The following is a 21214-nucleotide window of genomic DNA, read 5'->3' as shown; positions in this document are numbered from 1 at the left end:
GCAGCTAATGTACCATCGAAACCCGGCAGTTGACCATTCGAAAGCACTTGTAGGGTGGGCAAATTGACTCGAATCCAGAGGATTTGGTCAGAGGAAAGGTATTTGCCCACCCTACTCCTGGCGTAATATAGCGCTTTTTACCCTAATGAGGTACACATAATTTTTGCCCTGTTCCCTGTTCCCTGTTCTCTCTTCCCTCTTCCCTCTTCCCTCTTCCCTGTTCCCTGTTCTCTCTTCCCTGTTCCCTGTTCCCTGTTCCCTGTTCCCTAAAACCAGAAACTCTGTACCTCACCAAATTGAAAACCGCTATACTACAAATGACCCGGACGTCAAAATTCTAGGTATTAGGGTGGTCAATTGGGCACGAGCCCTAAGTAATAGTTAACCCAAAATAACCTAGCCAACGGTTTGATTCATTTAGAAAGAAAACCTTTGGCTATCGAGATATACTTGGGAATAATCAACCCCCAATCCCCATCCACCGTATGTCCTTCGGGGTAGGCCAGATCCGGTGCGAAAGACAAAAAATTGGAGGGCAAAGGGGGTATTGAGGGTTTAATATCGACTAGGTCAAATTAGTTCTATATTTTACCGTTAGGACATATTTCGCTATATTTCGTCATCCATTCCACGGCACCGGTACAGTCGGCATCCGCACTTTTAATTGTGATAGGCTGATCGGGTCTAGGCTGATAGGATGTAGAAGGTTTAAAGGCTTCGTTCTGATAGTTAGAAATTGAAGCAGCATCCTTGTAAGGTTCTTCTGATCCTCCTTCGATAAACTCGGAGAACCCAACAAGCTCCGGATCTTTAGGATTGGTGAAAGCAGCAGAGACCCCTAGGGGAGTCTGACCAAGTACGTTTTGTAAAGTGATTGCGGACAAAATATTAGGGTTAGTTGGAACGCCATGGCGTAAGAAAAGGATGCATTTAAAGGGTACAGAACCAATATTCCGCAAGTAGTGTTGAGCACCAGTTGGGAACATGAATATCTCATCAGGATGAATGAAAATTTCCTCAACCAGCCGATCGTTTGCATACCCGCTACCGTCGGATGATGGAAAGATGTCCTTATCTACAATCGCCCCGACCTTACCGTAACCTTGGTAACAGAAACCGGACTCAGCTTCGGTCATATGCCAGTGTGGGGCCCGAATCGATTCCGGCATGATCATGATATCGCCCCATACCCCCGCTCCGAGAGCAGGAAAATTGGATGCGGATATAGTTTTTAGAGCTCCGAGAAGTACTTTTGTTCCGCCATTCTCATAGTAATATACTTTTTTAGGGACAAAGTTACCTAAGCTGGGATGTACATTAACCGTTTCATATGCAGGATCCCCTTTGACCTTAAACCCTGACCATAATTCCAACGGTTCGGATTGAGTGGGCACAAGTTTAATTGGACATTGACCCAAATTTTTAATTTCGGCCTGGGTGACGTCAGAAGGAGAGTTAATTTTAAACACCCAATGTGGCTGAAGGGGATAAATATCCTTTTGTTCTCCTCCTTTTGACTTCTCACTGTTAAATGTAAGACCGAAAAAAACATTTTCCGTCTTACATTTTTCAATTGATGTGTCTAAACTGGTTAAGTTAGATCTGCAATCATCTAAGCATTCCGAGTCCCATTCAGTAATAGGAGAAACGGTGAGATTAAAAACCCGTTCGGAGGCCGTATAACCTTCGGTGTCTATAATGTATGATTCGTCCTGAAAAAGATATTGATCATAGGAGATAGGAGTGGGACTAATATCAATGAGTCCTTCTTGGCCCAGGGCAATAGGTGTGTTAAAAAGGAAAAGCATAGGGACCAAAATCAAAGAAACCAAAGAAAGCCGCAGGCGATCGATGATTGTGTTCCGGGCAATTCCAGTCTTATGTTCGTCCATTAAAGTATTTTACCTCCAGGGTGTAACTAGATGTAGTGTACGGCAGTACAGGGAAAAGTTTTGTGAACCAATTGATTACCGATTGTGATTGTAAACCAATTCCGCAGTAAAAAAACATGACCTTCGCACATCATATTTTAAAAAACCCCCTTGGTCCACTGGACAGTAGCTTTTGTAGGGTGGGCAAAGGTGGATGATAACTGTACAAATGGTGAAACTATTATTATTTGCCCACCCTACACCTAATAAGTTCACGGGTTTCTGTTTTATGTGATAACCTTCCTTCAAAGAAAGCCACATAGGTGGTGCTGAATTGCGAAGGGGGTTATCAGCTGCGCAGACAGTTACTCAACAGCTTTAACGGTTACAACCATATGGGATGGGACCATGTCACAATTGCAGAACATTTGTACTAAATCTCATGCCCCCTCATGGGTGTAAGCTTGCTCTGATGGTACTTGCTCTGATGGTACAGAGTTCATTTGTTCAGCAACTTTGACCTGTTCCCACAGCAACAGATTGGTTAGTACGTGCTAGACATGCTTGGGCATGAGTTTTTTTTGATCAGAATCACAACTCGTAATTGTATTCAATAAAGGAAAGTTTACTTCCTTTAATACAAAGATTAACTCTAATTAAAAGTATTTTTAAACTCATAAACCTCATATAAAACCTCATATAAAAACTCATATCAAACCTCATAAACCTCATATCAAACCTCATAAACCTCATATCAAACCTCATAAAACTCATATCAAACCTCATATCAAACCTCATAAACCTCATATCAAACCTCATAAAACTCATATAAAACCTCATAAACAGGGTAAACGCCTAGCTTTTTGTATATATTGATACGGAAATAATTACCAAATTAGTATCAAAAATATATAATCACCGGGAAGAATATCCATAAGCCCAAAACATTGCTCAATTATTGGCCGTGTTATCCTTGGTGGATTTGAGAGTACTCTAAATTCTGGTTGCTTAGGCAAATCCGACTTTGAACACAAATAAAAGCAAGATTGGCGTACGCCATCCAATAGCTTTGTAGGGTGCGTTAATGAAATGTAACGCACCCTCTATAGACAATACGGCGGTTTGCAATTCTGTTAGCTCTTGTAGGGTGGGCAAATTGACATGATCACTGAGCTTATGGACAAAGTCTCATTATTTGCCCACCCTACCCCTATATACAATACGGCGGTTTGCAATTCTGTTAGCTCTTGTAGGGTGGGCAAATTGACATGATCACTGAGCTTATGGACAAAGTCTCATTATTTGCCCACCCTACCCCACTCTGGTAATATCATCTATTTTTATACTCCAATACCACGGTGCGTTACGGCTTTTACTCTGGTTATACCAGATAATATTCTCAACAAAACCGCCTAACGCACCCTACTGGCGTGGCTATCATTTACAAATACCATGGTGCGTTACGTCTTAAACTCTGGTAATATCATCTATTTTTATACTCCAATACCACGGTGCGTTACGGCTTCTACTCTGGTTATACCAGATAATATTCTCAACAAAACCGCCTAACGCACCCTACAAAATAACTAAATTTTATTAAATTTCTTTCCTATTTTAACCTCTTAAAATTTAACCCAAAGCACCTCGGCGCAACGAACGCAAACGAGCAAAATTTTAAGCATTTTGCTGATTGCTTACCGCTTACCTTTCTTTCAATTAACCCTCAACAAAAAAAAATCTAAAAACCCTTGACACATTAGTTTGTAATCATTATGATTATATTTATAAAACTAAAAACAATTATTCGACTATGCCTCAAAACTCTCAGCCAAATTCAAACGATAATTCAAACGGATTCGTTGTTCCGTACATTTTAAAAGGGTCTCGCCAGCAAATAACCCATACCGTGTATATCCTTAATGGCTTGGGCTACGCTCAACTTACTGACTGGGGTCCTCTTCAGCCGACGGGAAATCCAGGAGAATTTATTACGATTATGATCAGATATTGGATTTGGCGTTAAGACCTTAAATTTCTGGGGGGGTTTCCCCCCTGGCCAAAGGTTAGCCGTCAGCCGTCAGCCGTCAGCCGTCAGTAGAAATATCGCGCTTTGTAGGGTGGGCAAAGGTCGATGATAACTGTACAAATGGTGAAACTATGATTATTTGCCCACCCTACACCACTACTGAATGCTGATAGCGAACAGATAGCTTTGTAGGGTGGACAAATATCAATGATAACTGTACAAATGGTGAAACTATGATTATTTGCCCACCCGACACCACTACTGAATGCTGATAGCTGATAGCTGAATGCTTACGGACAAAGGCTCCGGTCTGTTTGCGACGCGAACAGATAGGTGAGAAAATTGAGTGCATAAGCGAAAATTCCTAGCCGTGGAAAGTATTTCTGCGGCTATTTTTTTTGGTTAGTTGGTTGAAGGTTAGTTGGTTGAAGGTTAGTTGGTTGAAGGTTAGTTGGTTGAAGGTTATCAGGTTGAAGGTTATCAGGTTGAAGGTTATCAGGTTGAAGGTTATCAGGTTGAAGGTTAGTTGGTTGAAGGTTATGTAAGCAGTCAGCTGTCAGCTGTCAGCCGTCAGCTTAAAATAAACCCAGCGTAGCGTGGGCCGGTGCGCAATGGGCAAACGGGAGAATTTAAGATTGATAGATTAATAAGAGGAGAATTTAAGATTGATAGATTAATAAGAATAGAAAGTGCGATCGCTTAGCGTGCGTCGGTGCGTAATCGCTTTTGTCGGGTGGGCAAAGGTCGATGATTACTGTACTTTTGTAGAAACGATCATGACGCAGCCCACCCTACCCAACTGTTCGCGTAGCGTGCGCATAGCCCATTAGCTGACACCTGACAGCTGAATGCTTACTTCACAGAAATTTGAACAATATCCAACCGTTTTAGAGTAAGAACCATGACTCCAAATAATCCACAGTCAGATCAACGCCCTCCTATTTGGATTGGGCATGTTAGCATGAACTACCCCGCCCTGTTCGTTCGCGTAGCGTGGCCTACGGCCAGGACGGGGTGTCAGCTACCCCATCCTTAGAGCGTGATTTTTGACGCTTCATCTTTCCCAGTTGCTTCATTGATCCAGTATGCTTTCTGGTCTTTGAAGTAGAGCTAGAAAATCCACGTTTATCGAGGTCAGCACCGTACCCCGGCTGTTTTCCTAATGCTGCATTGAACATCACTATTGCGCTTGTCTTGTCTCTATCGAACCCAAAGCCGCAAATATCACAGACGTGGTATCTATTCGACAGTTCAGCCCAGTCTTTGTGAACCTTTCCACATTCTGGACAACGCTGAGATGGCTTTAGTTGTCTAGTCGGTAGTTGAAGAACAATTCCGCCTTTGAGTTCGATTTTGTAGGTCAGCATTTTATTGAGAGTACCGAATCCTACATCCAGAATGGCTTTGTTTAATCCAGCTTTTTGTTTCCTTCTTTTCGACCCTTTCTTGGCTTTCCGGGTCATTCCTTTCGTATTGAGCTTCTCGGTTACGCCGATGTCATAACGACTAGATAAATCTGATGTAACCTTGTGTTGCCAATCTTTACGCGCGTTACCCGCTTTCCTCTTTAGTTGGGATTCTTTTTTGTTGGCTTTTTTCCAACGCTTAGACGCCTTTATACTTTTTTTGAAATTAGGAGCCTGCTTCCTGCGCTTTTCCTTCCCGGCGGCCTTCACTTTAGGCTCTAGAGTCTTCGTAAAACGCTGGTTGGCTATCTCCTCAAACTCGCTGCCGTTGAAAGCTGTGATTGCTGTTTCAGTCCCTAAGTCATAGGCTACGATTTTCTCGTACGTTAAGTCAGATCCTGAACCATATTTAGTGTCGGGGGTTTCTACTTTAACGGTTATTGAAGCATACCAAGCGTTTACACTAGACTTGTACGTAATTGTTAGAGTCGTTGGTGTCCCCCAAAACTTGGCCTGACCACGCATCTTTATAGTGAGTCCGAGGTCATTCAACGTCAAAGTTCCATCTTTTCCGTCAGTATTAGCCTTCCAACCAGCCTTACTGGGATAAGTCCATCCGGAGTATTTCCGAATTGGCTTATATTTGGGAATTTCACTTAACCCAAGAAAGAAGCGATTATATGCCAGGTCTACCCTCTTAAGGGTCGCTTGCAAGGAAGTACTATATAACTCCTTGTACTCCGGCCAACATTCCTTGAAGGCGGGCAAGCAGTTTTGTTGATCAAGATATCCTATGGACTTTTTATTTGCTTTCCATTCATAGCGGCGATCGCCTATCCCAGCGTTATAAAGCAACTGGTGCATTTTTCTCGCGTAAAACATCTTTGACGCAGCTGTTTTGTTAGGATACAGACGAAATGTATGTCTGAGATTCGCCATGAATGAAACCACCTCCTTGAAATCTTCGTGCTTGGGCTGATATTATTTTAGTATAGTTGATGGTAAATACAAATGTCAAGCACAAAAAGGAAAAAGCCTCAGAAAAGAATGAGGGGAGCACCCGCTCATTATGACGAGCTAAAAAGACAACACGGAATCTGGTTAACAGATACTACTTGGAAATGGTTGCAATTGTCGGCTGAAGACTCCGGGGTAAGCGTTGGAGAATATATAGAGAGTTGGGTAAGGAAACAGGTCTCTGGCATTTGAAGGGGCTATCCATCCCAGAAACGAAACCTTAGGATAGTGGAGCCTTTATGGTTGGTCGGTTATGTATAAAAGGGTTAAAACTTTTTGATTAAGGCTCCACTATCCTTACGGTAACTTCAACACCTGGACGAGGTGGGGGAATTTCGCCCCCTCTTGCCTCCCCTATCTTGTTAAACGTTTCAGACTTCAAAAAATCTCTCGACTTCTTCGAGTTTGTGGGAATGCTTAAGGTTGCTGAATTTCAAGAGTTAGCAGTACTTGAATTGAGAGGGGGAACCCATCTGGTGCTTAGAAATAAACCTGAAGCGGCACCAGGACAAGCGAGTTTTGATCTGATGGTTGATGATTTGAAGGCTCAACAAGTCGCCCTGCAAGAGGCTGGCTATGCACCGAGCGAAATTCGCGAAGGGCGAATACACAGTGTGTTTGATGTCTCTGAACCTTCAGGAAACATAATTAGCTTTTACGACAGCCATGTGGTGGGGCCAGTCTAGAGGGAACTATTTTTTTTGGGTTATCAGGTTGAAGGTTAGTTGGTTGTTCGCGTAGCGTGGCCTTTTGGCCAAGGTTATGAGGTTGAAGGTTATTAGTGCGATCGCGTAGCGTGGCCTACGGCCAATCGCTTTTGTAGGGTGGGCTGCATGTCAATGATTACTGTACTTTTGGTGAAACTATCATGACGCAGCCCACCCTACCCAACTCATCGCTGTTCGCGTAGCGTGCGCGTAGCGCTTTAGCTGAAAGCTGACAGCTGACAGCTTACCCTAAATCTGCCTACGAAACGCTCTAATCGCTTCTCCCGCATCGGTTTCCGCCATCAAAACACAGTGTCTGAACCAATCAAGATCCAATTCACTCAGTCCGGGTAGCAAGCTACGCTCGATGGGGACATAACTGCCATCTTGAAGATGATAAAGCTTTAGTAATCCATCTTCCCAAAACCAAACCTCTGGAACACCTAAAGCTTGATAACGTTCTAACTTGCTGATGCCACCACTACTAAAAACCACTTCAATGGACAAATCTGGAATTGGCTTAACACTACCGATGCAGTAAGAATCGTCAGCTTGGGCAGAGGCGACGCCTTCTTTTTCCTGAGTCATTGAGCGAGTTGGCTGAAACAAAATGCCCTTTTCCGTCAGAAAGGTTGTGATTAAGTAACCGATGATACTGGCAAAAATTTCATGTTCTCGTCCTGGCATCAGAATCTCGATTATCCCATCAAAGTAAAACAGCCGAACACCAGGAGAACCATCAAAGCCCTTCTGGATCAACTTAAACTGTTCCCAGGTGCCATCATGTACGATGCGTTGATCGGTGGTTTGGTCGAGTAGTTGGGGCATCGCTCTCACCTCCGGCTATCCTTACCAGCCATTGTGACATAGTCAGTCAGTAGGGTGGGCAAAGGGAGATGAGAACTGTACTTTTGGTGAAACTAAAATTATTTGCCCACCCTACACCTACTGTTGACAGAATCAGGTATTCAAAGGGCTACTGTGCTAGAAAAAATAATAAATAGAGTCGAACTAGTCACCATTAACTAGTTACCATAATGAACTATTCCCAGATCATAAAACTTGGCTTACTTCTGACTTCTCTGATAGTTGCTATTTGGATTGGCGCGATCGCTATTTTCTCGATCCAAAATATCACGGAAGTATCCGTGAAGTTTTTAGTCTTCGAGTCAATTGATCTGCCAATCGGTGTTGTCTTGGCTGTTAGCGTTGGTATTGGTCTTCTTGGGGGAGCGATCGCACCTCTAGTGTGGCAGCTTTTGGGGAAATCCTTGAAATTCCTAGACTCTGAGGATGACCTATACTACGATGAGTAGACTTGGACAATCTATTCGTAGTCCATCCGGTCATAAAGTCTATCATCATATTGATGAGACATAAACTCAGAGCGCCGTCTCGCTGGTAGGGAAGGAGGAGCACTAGAGTAGGGGTGTTGGACCACGTAAGTTGTACGAGGAGGACGCTGTGGTCGTGATATCAAGGCTAACCCGCCAATCACAACGGCACCACCACCAATGGTTACCGCCATACCGCCAAGTCCCCAAAGTATTCCTGACATGAGGGTATTTGCGGTTTCATTAGTAGTTTTACGATTAGGGATTAGTTGCTCAGGAGCCCTGATCACACTGGCATCAACCTGAGCAGTTAGATTGTCTAGCAGTAACTGCTGATTGTGAAGTTGGGCTTTGAGCTGTTCAGTTTCAGCTCGTTGTTGCTCAACCATAGCTTTGAGCTGCTCAGTGTCCCGCCGCTGCTGTTCAACATTGAGCATATTATTTAAATTATTATTTAAATTATTTAAGTTCGGTGAAGCTAGAGCCTGGTTTGGCGGTTGATCTGTGTAAGGGGAATTATAGGGATTGTTAGGGGAAATTTGGAAGGGTTGGGAAGAGGGAAGGTTATTCGCCACCATATTGCCTCCTCCTTTGAGGAGAAACAATGCTGCCATTCCGGCAAAGGCAGCCCCCGTCAGGAATGCCATACCATCACTCATTAATATTGCCTCTCAACTGGAACCGAATTACAACGAATTGCCACTACTGCTAAGGTCGCATATTTTTTTGTTAATTTCACCCTTAACGTGGGGCAATAAGCCCTTTGCCCATAGCTTTGGGTAATTTTCGTGTGTCAATGGCAACCTAACCCTAAATTGAAATCTAGATTGGTGCCAATGTCTACCCTAGCTCATTTTCAAAATTTTGCGATTTCTCGATCAACTTTCCCTAATTGCTATGGATAATGGTGTGGGCAAATCCTTTCCGCCCCCTAGGGTAACCTGGGGAGAGTCTTACCCAGTCAGGAATTGAGTGACATGAGGGGTCAACCCTTTGGCCGGTTCTCAATGGTTTCATAGCATCTTCGATAGATGTTTTGAGCAAGTTATCAAACCTTGACATTTGAGTTGGGAGTGGGGAATCGGGAGTGGGGAATCGGGAATCGGGAGTCGGGAGTGGGGAATCGGGAGTGGGGAATCGGGAAAAGCGGGAAATGGGGATAATTATCCGGGAAATTATTGTGTATGGTGATACATATTTTGAGGAATTTATACGTAATATAGCGCTACGCGCAAGTCAGCAAGGTTCTTGCGTCAGAAGTCAGAAGTAAGCTATGACTAAGTTTCAGAGTTTAGGAATGTCCTAAGCTTAATGGGTAGTGCTATAAAAGTACCTACTCACCCCTTTCTCAAAAACCTACCCTTGTAAGCGACTCCCGATTCCCGACTCCCGATTCCCGATTCCCGATTCCCGATTCCCGATTCCCCACTCCCGATTCCCGATTCCCGATTCCCGATTCCCCACTCCCGATTCCCTTTGCTATAGCTGCATTTGCCTAAGCACCTCCCTAATCAGATCAGTTGGCACCTGATCTGTCAAGGTTACTTCACCAATCTTGGTAGGCAAAACAAATCTTACCTTACCGTCTTTTACTTTCTTATCCGTTTGCAGGGTATCAATAATGGCATCAATATCTAGCCCACTGGGTAACTTAGTAGGTAGTCCAGCTTTTGTGATTAAAGCATCCTGGCGTTCGGCCTCTTCTGGCTGCCACATCTGGAGTGCCACAGCAATCTGGCCTGCCGCTACCATTCCAATCCCTACGGCTTCCCCATGATTCACTAACTTGTAGCCAGTTAAGCTTTCTACGGCATGACCAATGGTGTGACCATAGTTCAAAATTGCTCTGATCCCAGCTTCTTTCTCATCCTGACTGACCACATCCGCTTTAGCTTGACAAGACCGAGAGAGAATTGTTTCTAATAAATCCTTCTTCAGGTAACGCAATTGGTCAAGTCGCTTTGATTCCTCTAGTTTCACAAATAGCTCTTCATCCCAGATAATCCCATACTTAATCACTTCTGCCATCCCTGCTCGCAATTCTCGGGCTGGCAATGTTTTTAATACCGAAGGGTCAATTAAGACAAATTGTGGTTGATGGAAGGCACCGATCAAGTTTTTGCCCTTGGGGTGATTGACCCCAGTCTTGCCACCAACTGAAGCATCAACCATGGCCAACAGAGATGTGGGAACCTGAACGAAATTAATTCCCCTTAGCCAAGTGGCAGCAGCAAATCCTGTCATATCCCCAATTACCCCACCGCCCAATGCCACTAGAGTCGAGGAGCGTTCTAGGCGGTTTTCTAGGGCAACATCATAGATCTTTTGGATAGATTTGAGAGTTTTGTATCGTTCACCAGCAGGCAGGGTGAGGCTAGATACCTGATATCCCACTAACTCCAAGGCTGCGATCGCTCTTTCCCCATATCTTCGGAAAATTGCTGGATTAGATACCACTAAAACTTTTTTACCCAACTGTAGACGGCTCATCCAAACCCCAATATCATCTAAGCCACCTGTGGTCATCTTGCCATCAGGAAGGTGTTGTGCGATCGCAATATCATAGGAATGTTCTGGTAGAGCAACGGGAATAACTAACTTCATGAGGAGGAGCCTTTTTCCTGGTTAACTATGGCGCTGTATATATCTACTTTTTGTATCTTTTATAGTAGATGTAGATATATGTTAGAGGGATTGCAGGCAACCCCTCTACAGATCCAGCCTTTAAAGTCCAGGCTTTAACGAAATTTGGCATCATTCCTTGGCACTAGCAAACCCCAACTGGTTGCCGCAGCCTCTTTTGGGCGTTTGCAGATAATACGGTGACCTGACCGTGATCATCCACATCAACAACTGCTGTATCCCCCTCTTGAATCTGACCAGATAGCATGGCTTCGGCTAAGCTATCTTCTAACAGGCTCATAATTGCCCGTCGTAGAGGTCTAGCACCATAGCTCGGTTCGTAGCCTGCTTTGACTAAGTGGTCCTTGAAAGCCTCTGTGACTTCCAGGATAATTCCTTTCTCTTGTATAGAGCTAGAGATTTCCTGAAGCAGAATTTCCGCAATTTCCTTAACTTCATTCTTCTTGAGCTGACGGAAGACAATTATATCGTCAAGGCGGTTGAGGAACTCAGGACGGAAATAGTCTTTCAGATTTTCATTGACCTGAGTGCGGATCTGGTTGTACCTAGACTCCTCATAGGTTTTTGACGACTCAAAGCCAAAAACACTACCTCCTTTTTCAATCACTTTAGAACCGATGTTGGAGGTCATGATTAATATTGTGTTCTTGAAATCTACAGTACGACCTCTAGCATCGGTTAAGCGACCATCATCTAACAGTTGCAACAGTACATTGAAAACGTCAGGGTGAGCTTTCTCGATTTCGTCAAATAGTACCACCGAGTAAGGCTGGCGTCGCACGGCTTCAGTAAGTTGACCGCCTTCGTCGTAACCCACGAACCCTGGGGGAGAACCAATGAGCTTGGAAACAGTGTGGCGTTCCATATATTCCGACATGTCAAGGCGAATCATCTTGTCTTCTGACCCAAACAGGTAGGAAGCCAAAGATTTAGCCAGTTCTGTCTTACCAACTCCAGTCGGACCAGAGAAGATAAAGCTAGCAATCGGTCGATTGGGATCCTTTAATCCAACTCTTGCCCGACGAATTGCCCGAGACACAGCAGTAACAGCTTCGTCTTGACCAATGATCCGCTCATGCAAGGTTTCTTCCAAGTGCAGCAGCAGAGCTGATTCAGATTCCGTCAGTTTATTGACCGGTATCCCAGTCCAAGACGCGACGATTTGAGCAATGTCTTCTTGATCCACAATCGGAATAGTTGGGGATGGAGATAACTTACCTTCAATTCCCTCACTCTCCCACTCTGATTCTGCTCTAGCCCTTGAAGAAGGCTTTGAGTGCATCAAGTGAACCCGACTCCCAGCTTCGTCAATCAGGTCAATGGCTTTGTCGGGTAAATAGCGGTCCGAGATATAGCGGTCTGATAATTGAGCTGCAGCCAGTAACGCTTGGTCGGAAATCTGGACTTTGTGATACTCCTCGTAGGTTGAGCGCAAACCATGGAGTATGTCAATGGTATCCTCTACAGAGGGTTCCGAGACCATGACTGGCTGGAAACGACGTTCTAGTGCTGCGTCTTTCTCAATATACTTGCGGTATTCATCGAGAGTAGTAGCTCCCAAGCACTGGAGTTCACCTCTAGCTAGAGCAGGCTTAAGCAGATTAGCCGCATCCATACCCCCTTCTAAGGAGCCTGCACCAACTAAGGTGTGAATTTCGTCAATTACTAGGATAATATTCCCGGATTGCTGGACTTCAGACACAACCTGCTTGAGCCGTTCTTCAAAGTCTCCCCGGAAGCGAGTACCAGAAACCAATAAAGCCATATCTAGGCTAATCACTTGTTTGTCTGCCAACAGGTCTGGAACATCTTGAGATACAATCCGTTGGGCTAGACCTTCTGCGATCGCAGTTTTCCCGACTCCAGGTTCCCCCAGTAATATGGGGTTATTCTTGCTACGACGACCTAAAATCTGCACCACCCGCTCGATTTCCTGCTGACGACCAACCACCGGATCCAGTTTGCCCTCTGCAGCTAACTTGGTCAGATTAGTCCCAAATTCTTCTAAGGTAGCTTTCTGGTTTTGAGTATTCCCTATAAACGAGGAACCTTGTCCCTTAGCAGTCGTTGCTGCTGTTAATTCTGCTATGGAACTGTTGACATGGGTGCGTAATTCTGTTAAGTCTACACCCAGGTTGACCAGTACTTGACTGGCAACGCTGTTTCTGTCTTGAATGATAGCTAGCAACAAATGTTCAGTATCGATGTAGTTGTGTCCAAGTTGCTTAGCTTCCTGGAAAGATTGCTGGAAAACTTCTTTGGCTTTGGGGGTGAAAGGAAGTTCTGAGCTAACCATTCTCGAACCCCTACCCACAGTGTTTTCCACCGAGTAGCGAGCATCTTCGAGGGTAACACCAAAATCCCTCAGCACTCTGGCTGCCACAGCTGTTCGTTGTGCAATCAAACCCAACAGCAATTGCTCAGTTCCTACGAGGCTGTGTCCCAAGCGACGGGTTTCCTCCTGAGCCAGCATGATGGATTTGATCGCTTTATCTGTAAAATGTTCAAACATCCCCGGTTCACCTTACCGAATTTAAGCAGTGGGTGAGAGATCACCCTGGTGTAAAGTTTTATGTACTTTACTTCCATCAATGTACCCATCTGTGCTTAAACTCAGCAGTCGGTAGAACCGTAATCTTGAGGAGTGGTTGCCGCCAATAGCAACAACCAACACCTAGAGCGATCGCTTAGGTAGGGAAACATGTCAGCATTCAGCCGTCAGCATTCAGCTGTCAGCATTCAGCTGTCAGCATATGCGCTACGCGCAAGCTAATTGAGGTGCCATCAGCTTATTTAAAATAAACCTTGAACGGGAGAATTTAATAGTTCGATTTAACTGTGGGGATTTGCCCTTGGCCGTTGGCCACGCTACGGGAACAGTTTTGTGGCACAGGCTTCTAGCCTGTGCCACAAAGCTGATAGCTGATAGCTGATAGCTGATAGCTGATAGCTGATAGCTGATAGCTGATAGCTGATAGCTGATAGCTGATAGCTGATAGCTGATAGCTGATAGCTGATAGCTGATAGCTGATAGCTGATAGCTGAGAGCTGAGAGCTGATAGCTGATAGCTAACGCATTTTGGTCAAGCTTTCAGTCTTATCCAAAAACATCTCGGTGAAAATACTCATCACTGTTCGTTTACGCACCCGGATATTGGCACTGATAGACATACCCGATTGCAATTGCACTTCTTTGCCATAAGCCTGAATGAACTGTTTATCCAATTTAATTTTGGCAGGGAAAGTATAGTCTTGACGCAGTTCCGCAGGATCCGGTGGTAGGGCATCAGAACCAATAGATAGTACCTCACCTTTTACATCACCAAACTCACTAAAGGGAAAAGAGTCAACTCTGACTTCGGTTTCCATACCTTCATCCACAAACCCGATGTCTCGGTTGGTAAGATATACCTTAGCAATCAGAGAGCTACCGGGAACAATTTTGAGCACTGGCTGAGTGGTATTGGCAACAAAACCAGGAGTTGAGGGTTGCAAATCAAAGACTGTTCCATCAACAGGAGCTCGTAGTTCTTGATAGCTTAGGGTTAGTTGAGCCTGCTGCAACTGGCTATCAATTTCTGCCATCTGCTTATTGTTATCAACAATGCGTTGGTTTAATTGACTGATAATGCTAGCTATTTGGGTGTTTATGCTATCAATTCTTTCTTTATTCTGGGCCATCAAATCAGCCAGTTCTCGTTGAGAAGACGCAATGGTACTGAGTAGATTCGCTCTGACCCCAGCAATTTCTTTTTGCAAGCGTTTTTCTTCTTCAATCCTAGCGTTTACCTCAGTTTGGCGATTTTTGACCTCATTTTGCTGCCTCAAGAACTGAATCTTAGAAAAGCCCCCTTGTTCATACAGGGGTCTGAGGTCTGTCAGAATACCCTCCTCAACTGTTAGGATGTCTCGGCCATTGGCAAGTTGAATCTGATTCTGTTTCAGCTGTTCCTCTAGGGAGCCAATTCTACTCTCAAGTTCAGCGATCCGAGCGTCAAGTGCAGCAGTACCATATTGTAAACGAATTCGTTGTTCAGGGTTAAGATTAGCCCTAGAAGAACCTCCACTAAGTTGAGCGCGATAAAGTCCAATTTCTGACAGTAGCGTGTTTCGACTAGCGATCAGAGAAGGCAGTTGTGAGGACAGTTGTATATCCATACCTGGTGGTGGTACAGGTGGATAATTAGGATTACTAATTGCAGCCTGATAAAACTGGTTTTCTCTGATTAAGGTAGCACGGCGTTTATTGAGAGACGTGAGTTGAGCCTGAGTAGCCTTGGGCTCAAACGAAAGGAGCAAATCCCCTTCTTTAACCCGCTGTCCTTCCTTAATATGAATTTTTGTCACCACTCCACCCACAGGAGCTTGGACTTCTTTAACCGCACCTTGTGGCTCTAGCTTGCCCCGGGCGGGAACGGCATAGTCAATTTTGGCAAAGTAAGCCCACACCATACCAAAAGTTGTTAGACTCAACAGTGCCCAGAGAATGGCATGAGACCAATGGGGCGATTGTTCTAGAATAACCGGCTGGTCGAATTCGAGGTGACTATTAGAAGCACGACGTCTGTCCCTGGTGTCTTGAGGAACTGCCATTTTGCTAATAGTACCCACAGAACCTAAGTTTATTTTTGGATTTGGTTTGGAACCATTGCCATTACCATTGCCATTACCATTGCCATTATATGGGCTCATAGTTATTAGCTCCTGCTATTCGTTAATACTTCGGAAAGGATGAATAATGAAGGATAAATAATAAAGAATGAAGGATAAATAATAAAGAATGAAGGATAAATAATAAAGAATGAAGGATTTTCTCGGAATGTTAAGATAATTATCTGGTTGAATAATTAAATTTAGTAACTAATAAAAAACTGACTCATTGATCATTTTTATCACTTACTTTAGGGGGAGTTAGCCAAAACTTCTCGCTCTCACTTGATAGCCTCTGTAAAACCAACTACCCGACCACTAGTATTTTTTTATCCTTGAGCCTAGTCTATCCGATACCAAGGGTTAAACCAAATAGCAAATACCGAGACAATACACACTTAATCCTTCACCCTTAATCCTTAATGCTTAACCCTTCATGGTTAATCCTTCACCCTTCACCCTTCATAGCTACATTTGAGCATCTTGTTGCATGTAGAGGCAATAGTAACGACCTTTCTGAGCCATCAGTTCATCATGAGTACCTTGCTCTACTATTGAACCCCGATCCATCATCAAAATGATATCAGCGTTGCGAATGGTTCCTAGGCGGTGGGTAATGAACAATACCGTGCTTTGTTGAAAAGCTTCCGCTAGATTTAAACACACTTGCCGCTCGGTGTCATAATCGAGGGCGCTGGTGGCTTCATCTAATATCATTAACTGGGGTGATTGCAAAATCGTTCTGGCGATCGCAATACGCTGTCGTTGTCCCCCGGAAAGACCTGAACCCCTTTCGCCAACGCTGCTATTGTAACCCAAAGGCAATTCCATGATAAAATCGTGGGCCACTGCTATCTTTGCTGCCTGAATAATTTCCTCACTGTCTGCATCAGGATTGGTCAGAGCAATATTCTCTTGAACGGTTCCCTCAAACAAGAGGGTTTCCTGAGGCACAATCCCAATCTGACGCCGCAGGGAATAGAGTTCGACTTTCGAGATATCGTAACCATCGACAATGATGCGACCGGACTCTGGACCATAGAGTCTAGCCAAAAGTTTGGTCATGGTACTCTTACCGGAACCACTTTGCCCCACAATCCCTACAAATGAACCAGCTGGAATCTCGACGTTAATGTTATTCAGTTGCATTGGTCCACTCTTGGCAAAGCGGAAGGAGAGATTTTCATAGCGAATGTCTCCCGTGATAGAGGGCAAGGGGATATTACCCTGGTCTGCTTCAGCCACTTCTTTGGGTGTATCGACAATGTCACTGAGGCGTTCGAGAGATAGGGCTGTAGACTGGAAGTTTTGCCAAAGTTGGGCTAAACGCAGCAAGGGACTGGTAACGTAGCCCCCAATAATCCGAAAGGCAATCAACCCCCCTAAGCTTAATTGTCCATCTAGTACTAGATAGACCCCTACCCAAAGCACAAGTAAACCCGAGAGTTTGTTCAAGAAGGTGCTCATAGAACTAGCAGCGGTAGAGGTTAGCACATTCTTGAAGCCTTCACTAACATAGCGCGCATATTTCTCTTGCCATTTCCAACGCGATCGCAATTCAATATTCTGGGCTTTAACGGTGGAAATGCCAGATAATACCTCCACTAGATAGGATTGGGTTTGAGCATTCCGTTCCGCTTTATTGCGTAGCTGTTGCCGGACAATTGGGGAAACGATCAGGGTCAGGAGCATGAACAAAGGGATTACTGACAAAGTCACCAGGGTCAGCACCCAACTAAAGAGGAACATGACCACGATGTAGATTACAGAAAAGACTGAATCTAACACCACGGTTAGGGCTGTCCCGGTCAAAAACTGGCGGATATTTTCTAGCTCATTGATCCGAGTGGACAACTCCCCAACGGGTCGTTTCTCGAAATAATTTAACGGTAAGCGCAACAGGTGGTCGATAATCTCGGAACCGAGAGCCATATCGATACGGTTGGTCGTATCTACAAACAGGTAGGTACGCAGGGTGATTAAAACCCCCTCAAAAACCGACACCACCAACAGTAAAATTCCCAGTACTTGCAAGGTATCGGTACTGTTTTGGGATATCACTTTGTCAATGAGTACCCGGATAATCAAGGGATAGGCTAGACCCAACAGTTGGACAAAGAAAGAAGCAATTAAAACTTCCGTCAATACCTTGCGGTAACGAACGATAGAAGGCCAAAACCAACTCAGACCAAACCGCTGGGTAGGGGTGTCTTTGGTAGGTTTTAACAGAAGTACCTGCCCGCCTTCTCCCCAGTTTTCTTCAAAATCTTTGGGTTTAAGCCGTTGAATTCCCAGCTGTGGCACCGCCAGCACTATTTGCCGTTCACTGGCTTCATAGAGAATAGCTAAGCTATCGTGCCACAACAGCATGGCTGGGGTAGGTAAACGTTTGATAGCGTTAGCTGGTACTGTTGCGAGTTGGGCAGTTAATCCCATCAGTTCTGCCACTGCACCACAGTGCTGAAGGGAGATTTGACCGGTGCGAGCATGCTGGTTTTTTAGCACCTTCCGTATACTATCTCGCCGGAAAGGAATTTTAAAGTACTTACTCAGCATTTGGAAACAAGCCAAGGATTCCTGCACTGCTCCTTTACCCCGTATAAAGGGGAATTTTGTAGGAGTAGTCTGGCCAGTGTAAATCGTCTCGGGAGCTTGATCCGGTCGGTCTGGAGCCTGGGGAATATCGTCTTGAGGTATACTGGGAATTGTATCGGTAGGCTCAGCCAGGGTTTCCGAGTCATTGGCGGTTTGCTCAGAGAAAATAGCTTCTGGAATTCCCACCAAGCGCGTTGCACCATGACCATTGACCTGTAAGCTAGACAATGCTTCTGAACTCAGACAAGACCCTACTGGTAAATTGGCGGCTGCTCCCCCACTCACAAACCATACTCGATTGGGGTCGAGTTGGCTTGACATTTGCTTGCCCCGAGGCAGGTTATAAACTAAAGCGTCTGACCAGGCTAACAGGGCAAGTGCTTTGAGGTCAGTCTCTGCCTCAGCCCGACGCCCCAACTCTGTTCCCAAAAGATCAAAGATTTCCACTAGACCACAACGGGCTTTGAAGGCATCTGAGAAAGATTTTTCTGTATCTAGCAGCCCTAAGAAGTCAGCCGCATTGATGGTGACACAAACCGCTTCCACCGATGCGATCGCAGTTTCACAGGGTATGCCCCTGACCAAACTGACCCAGCCAATAATCGCTCCTGGTTGTAGTAATTTGAGGGTTGTGGGGGTTTGACGGCGTTGGTCATAGCCGATGAGACGGGCTTTTCCTTGGAATAAAATCGAGATTTGGCCTGGCATTTTATCCCTGACCACAATTGTCTGACCCATGCGGTAGCGCAACAGTTGGCAACTCGTGGACAGTTTTTGCAGTGCTGTCCTTGACAATTTATTGAACGGAGAAATACCAGCTAGAAACTCTTGAATTGTTGTTGTATAGGTCATTGAGCCTCTTAGGAGATTACTTAGCTTAAATTTGAGATTAGTTAGCTTAATTAAATTTGATAACAGCTTCTAATGGGGTATTTATTAGGATATGCTAAGCATAGTAGGTCTGTCTTTTATGTAAAGACTCTGTAACGCACCCTAGGAATTGCTTAGCGCTTCCATCAAGAAATGTAACTAGTTGGCTATGCTATGATGGAATCAGGCAAAGTCTATTGAGACTAGCCTTAAAGAACAAAAATTTTCCCGTACACCATAGACTACTGATCATTTAGCCACGGCACAGCTTCAGGATTACCATATCCCCAAGCTAGAGGGGTTTTTCGGAATCTTCCCCATCTGGCGCGGTTAGCCCAAACTATTAGCCAAATCCCGCCTATTTTCCCCCAAATCCGGAATTTTAGCCATCTATTTAGTTTCTTGAGTTTAGTTTCATTAGAAAGTCAAGTCGTTAATCTAGCGCCGCTAATTGCTGATTCAGTTGCTCACTTAGCCAGGTGCTGAAACATTCATTCAGTAGTCGCTGGCGCATCGAATCATCTAACTGGGCTGGCATAAACTTCTCCAAACGCACGATTAACAGCCATTCTCCCAAGCGTGTCGGTGGGAACAGTTGTCCGGGTTGGCTCAGGCGAAGCATTTGGGCTAAGGCGGGGTGAGGTACGCTCAGTTCAACCGGACCGATTAATCCGCCAGTCTGAGCTTCTGGTCCTTGGGAATATTCCCTGGCTAGGTCAGCAAAAGACTCTTCTCCTTCTTGAATTCGGAAATAGATTTCTTGGGCTACCCCTGGGTCTTTAGTCCGAATCAGGGAATAAATCACCCGGTCTAATTGTCCCTTCCTCTCCAGAAAATAAGATTCCAGTTTGTGACTCCAGGTTTGTTGTTTGTATTTCTCAATCAGAATACTTCGTACCGCTAGGGCTTCTAATTGAGCTGGATTCATACCACGCTGCTTTAGCCAAGCCTGTTTAGCCGTCTCGTCAATGAGCTGATTTTTTTCCAAGAACTGCTGATAGGCTTGAGCCTTCTCCTCTGGTGTGCAGCTTGCGGTAGCCACTGCCTCGTCAATGATAATCTCACGGATTAACGGTGGCAGCAATTGGTAACCAGCTAGCAGGGGAACAATTTCTTCTGCACTAATGACGCGATCGCCTATTCGTAAAACTGTAGTTGTCCCCATAAGAAATGTTTGGCTTTGTGGTAGCGCTAGGTGGATAGGATGGAGATATTACCCACCGTATATTATAATTCCTAATTTTCAAGCTTCAACAGTACAGTTTTTCCACATTCACGAAAATAGGGTATTGGTATAGCACTACCCATTAAGATGTTTGACATTGTCTTGATGCAAAGCGCGAGTGGGGGAAACCACGGCAGTCGCTCATGGGGGGGACCCCCAAGACCGCGCTGCCTCCCCAAGACCGTAATGGTGCGCTTGACCTTGGCGAATTAAATTCGCCACGGGTCGCACCTCTGCATCGCTTCTAAACTCCGAAACCTAGTCAATGCTTACTTTTGACTTCTGACTTCTCACTTGAGACTTGCGCGTAGCGCTATAATAGCTAATTGGTAATGGGTACTGGGGAACTGACTACTGATACCACACTACTTGATATCATTGCTTAGTTCAGTAAGGCCGTTGATTGTGCATTGCCCACGGAGCGTTTGGTTATTGGTTGAGGGTCAGTTCTAAGCAACTGGGCTGACCGCTGATATAGCACTACATATGATGTTTGACATTCCTAAACTCCGAAACGTAAGTAATCGCCTACTTCGAACCTTGCTGACTTCTAACTTCTGACGCTAAGCGTAGCGCTATAGCTGAGTACTCGCCACTTGGGTTGACTATATATTAAGTTTTCAAAAGATTTGGGTTTGCGATAAAGTTCTGCTCATTGGACCTGAAATAACAACACGAGGAGCACAAGCCCTAGAGCAACGAGCTATTACTTGTTGCGGAGATTGATTTTACGTTGTTCACTGATATGCATAATCGGTATCATTTCATAATAACATAATTCGGATTTTAGAGCATGTGTAACTTTGTTTGTAACTTTGTTAGTCTAAGGTAATTAGTCTAAGCTAAGAGATTTTCCTGCCGTTGGGATAG

At 44.7% G+C, this 21214-nt stretch carries 14 protein-coding genes; 3 read left to right on the top strand and 11 right to left on the bottom strand.

The window, feature by feature from the left end; genetic code table 11:
- Window positions 1-142: 142 nt before the first annotated feature.
- The 4 genes from F6K64_RS26795 to F6K64_RS26780 form a co-directional block, all read right to left on the bottom strand.
- Entirely contained in the window at window positions 143-292 is a 150-nt protein-coding gene (locus F6K64_RS26795) for a hypothetical protein (RefSeq protein WP_287266843.1), read from the bottom strand.
- Between the two features lie 289 nt (window positions 293-581).
- Window positions 582-1892: a cupin domain-containing protein gene (locus F6K64_RS26790; RefSeq protein ID WP_287266841.1), complete on the bottom strand. Its 1311-nt coding sequence runs from the start codon at window positions 1890-1892 to the stop codon at window positions 582-584.
- A gap of 2153 nt (window positions 1893-4045) precedes the next feature.
- Complete coding sequence (locus F6K64_RS26785; protein WP_287266839.1) at window positions 4046-4249, bottom strand: hypothetical protein; 204 nt, start codon at window positions 4247-4249, stop codon at window positions 4046-4048.
- Window positions 4250-4895: 646 nt separating this feature from the next.
- The gene (locus F6K64_RS26780; protein WP_009149380.1) at window positions 4896-6242 is read right to left on the bottom strand and encodes an RNA-guided endonuclease InsQ/TnpB family protein; all 1347 of its coding nucleotides are present in this window, start codon (window positions 6240-6242) and stop codon (window positions 4896-4898) included.
- A 437-nt stretch (window positions 6243-6679) separates the two neighbouring features.
- On the opposite strand from F6K64_RS26780, the gene F6K64_RS26775 reads away from it, so the two are divergent.
- On the top strand, window positions 6680-7006 hold the full coding sequence (locus F6K64_RS26775) for a VOC family protein (RefSeq protein WP_287266837.1): 327 nt from the start codon (window positions 6680-6682) through the stop codon (window positions 7004-7006).
- A gap of 270 nt (window positions 7007-7276) precedes the next feature.
- Here the strand turns inward: F6K64_RS26775 and F6K64_RS26770 are convergent, their stop codons facing one another.
- Entirely contained in the window at window positions 7277-7855 is a 579-nt protein-coding gene (locus F6K64_RS26770; protein WP_009149374.1) for a Uma2 family endonuclease, read from the bottom strand.
- 209 nt (window positions 7856-8064) lie between these two features.
- On the opposite strand from F6K64_RS26770, the gene F6K64_RS26765 reads away from it, so the two are divergent.
- Window positions 8065-8343: a lipopolysaccharide assembly protein LapA domain-containing protein gene (locus F6K64_RS26765; RefSeq protein WP_009149372.1), complete on the top strand. Its 279-nt coding sequence runs from the start codon at window positions 8065-8067 to the stop codon at window positions 8341-8343.
- An 11-nt stretch (window positions 8344-8354) separates the two neighbouring features.
- Here the strand turns inward: F6K64_RS26765 and F6K64_RS26760 are convergent, their stop codons facing one another.
- Entirely contained in the window at window positions 8355-9020 is a 666-nt protein-coding gene (locus tag F6K64_RS26760; RefSeq protein ID WP_009149370.1) for a hypothetical protein, read from the bottom strand.
- Window positions 9021-9448: 428 nt separating this feature from the next.
- Here F6K64_RS26760 and F6K64_RS26755 point away from each other — a divergent pair, with 428 nt between their 5' ends.
- Window positions 9449-9631, top strand: coding sequence for a hypothetical protein (locus tag F6K64_RS26755; RefSeq protein WP_081473263.1), 183 nt, complete (start codon window positions 9449-9451; stop codon window positions 9629-9631).
- Window positions 9632-9840: 209 nt separating this feature from the next.
- On the opposite strand, the gene aroB is transcribed toward F6K64_RS26755, so the two are convergent.
- The 5 genes from aroB to F6K64_RS26730 all read right to left on the bottom strand — a co-directional run bounded on the left by aroB (window position 9841) and on the right by F6K64_RS26730 (window position 20284).
- Window positions 9841-10965 carry a 3-dehydroquinate synthase gene (aroB, locus tag F6K64_RS26750; protein ID WP_287266836.1) on the bottom strand — a complete coding sequence of 375 codons (1125 nt, stop codon included), beginning with the start codon at window positions 10963-10965 and terminating at the stop codon, window positions 9841-9843.
- A gap of 163 nt (window positions 10966-11128) precedes the next feature.
- Window positions 11129-13516: an ATP-dependent Clp protease ATP-binding subunit gene (locus tag F6K64_RS26745; protein WP_287266834.1), complete on the bottom strand. Its 2388-nt coding sequence runs from the start codon at window positions 13514-13516 to the stop codon at window positions 11129-11131.
- A gap of 557 nt (window positions 13517-14073) precedes the next feature.
- Window positions 14074-15696, bottom strand: coding sequence for a beta-barrel domain-containing protein (locus tag F6K64_RS26740; protein ID WP_009149361.1), 1623 nt, complete (start codon window positions 15694-15696; stop codon window positions 14074-14076).
- Between the two features lie 426 nt (window positions 15697-16122).
- Window positions 16123-19101 carry a peptidase domain-containing ABC transporter gene (locus F6K64_RS26735; protein WP_009149359.1) on the bottom strand — a complete coding sequence of 993 codons (2979 nt, stop codon included), beginning with the start codon at window positions 19099-19101 and terminating at the stop codon, window positions 16123-16125.
- 451 nt (window positions 19102-19552) lie between these two features.
- Complete coding sequence (locus tag F6K64_RS26730) at window positions 19553-20284, bottom strand: peptidylprolyl isomerase (RefSeq protein WP_009149356.1); 732 nt, start codon at window positions 20282-20284, stop codon at window positions 19553-19555.
- Window positions 20285-21214: the final 930 nt, after the last annotated feature.

Source organism: Moorena sp. SIO3A2 (assembly GCF_010672265.1).
Lineage (GTDB): Bacteria > Cyanobacteriota > Cyanobacteriia > Cyanobacteriales > Coleofasciculaceae > Moorena > Moorena producens.
The sequence above is the reverse complement of the archived record's forward strand: the minus strand, read 5'-3'. Positions and strand labels throughout refer to the sequence as shown.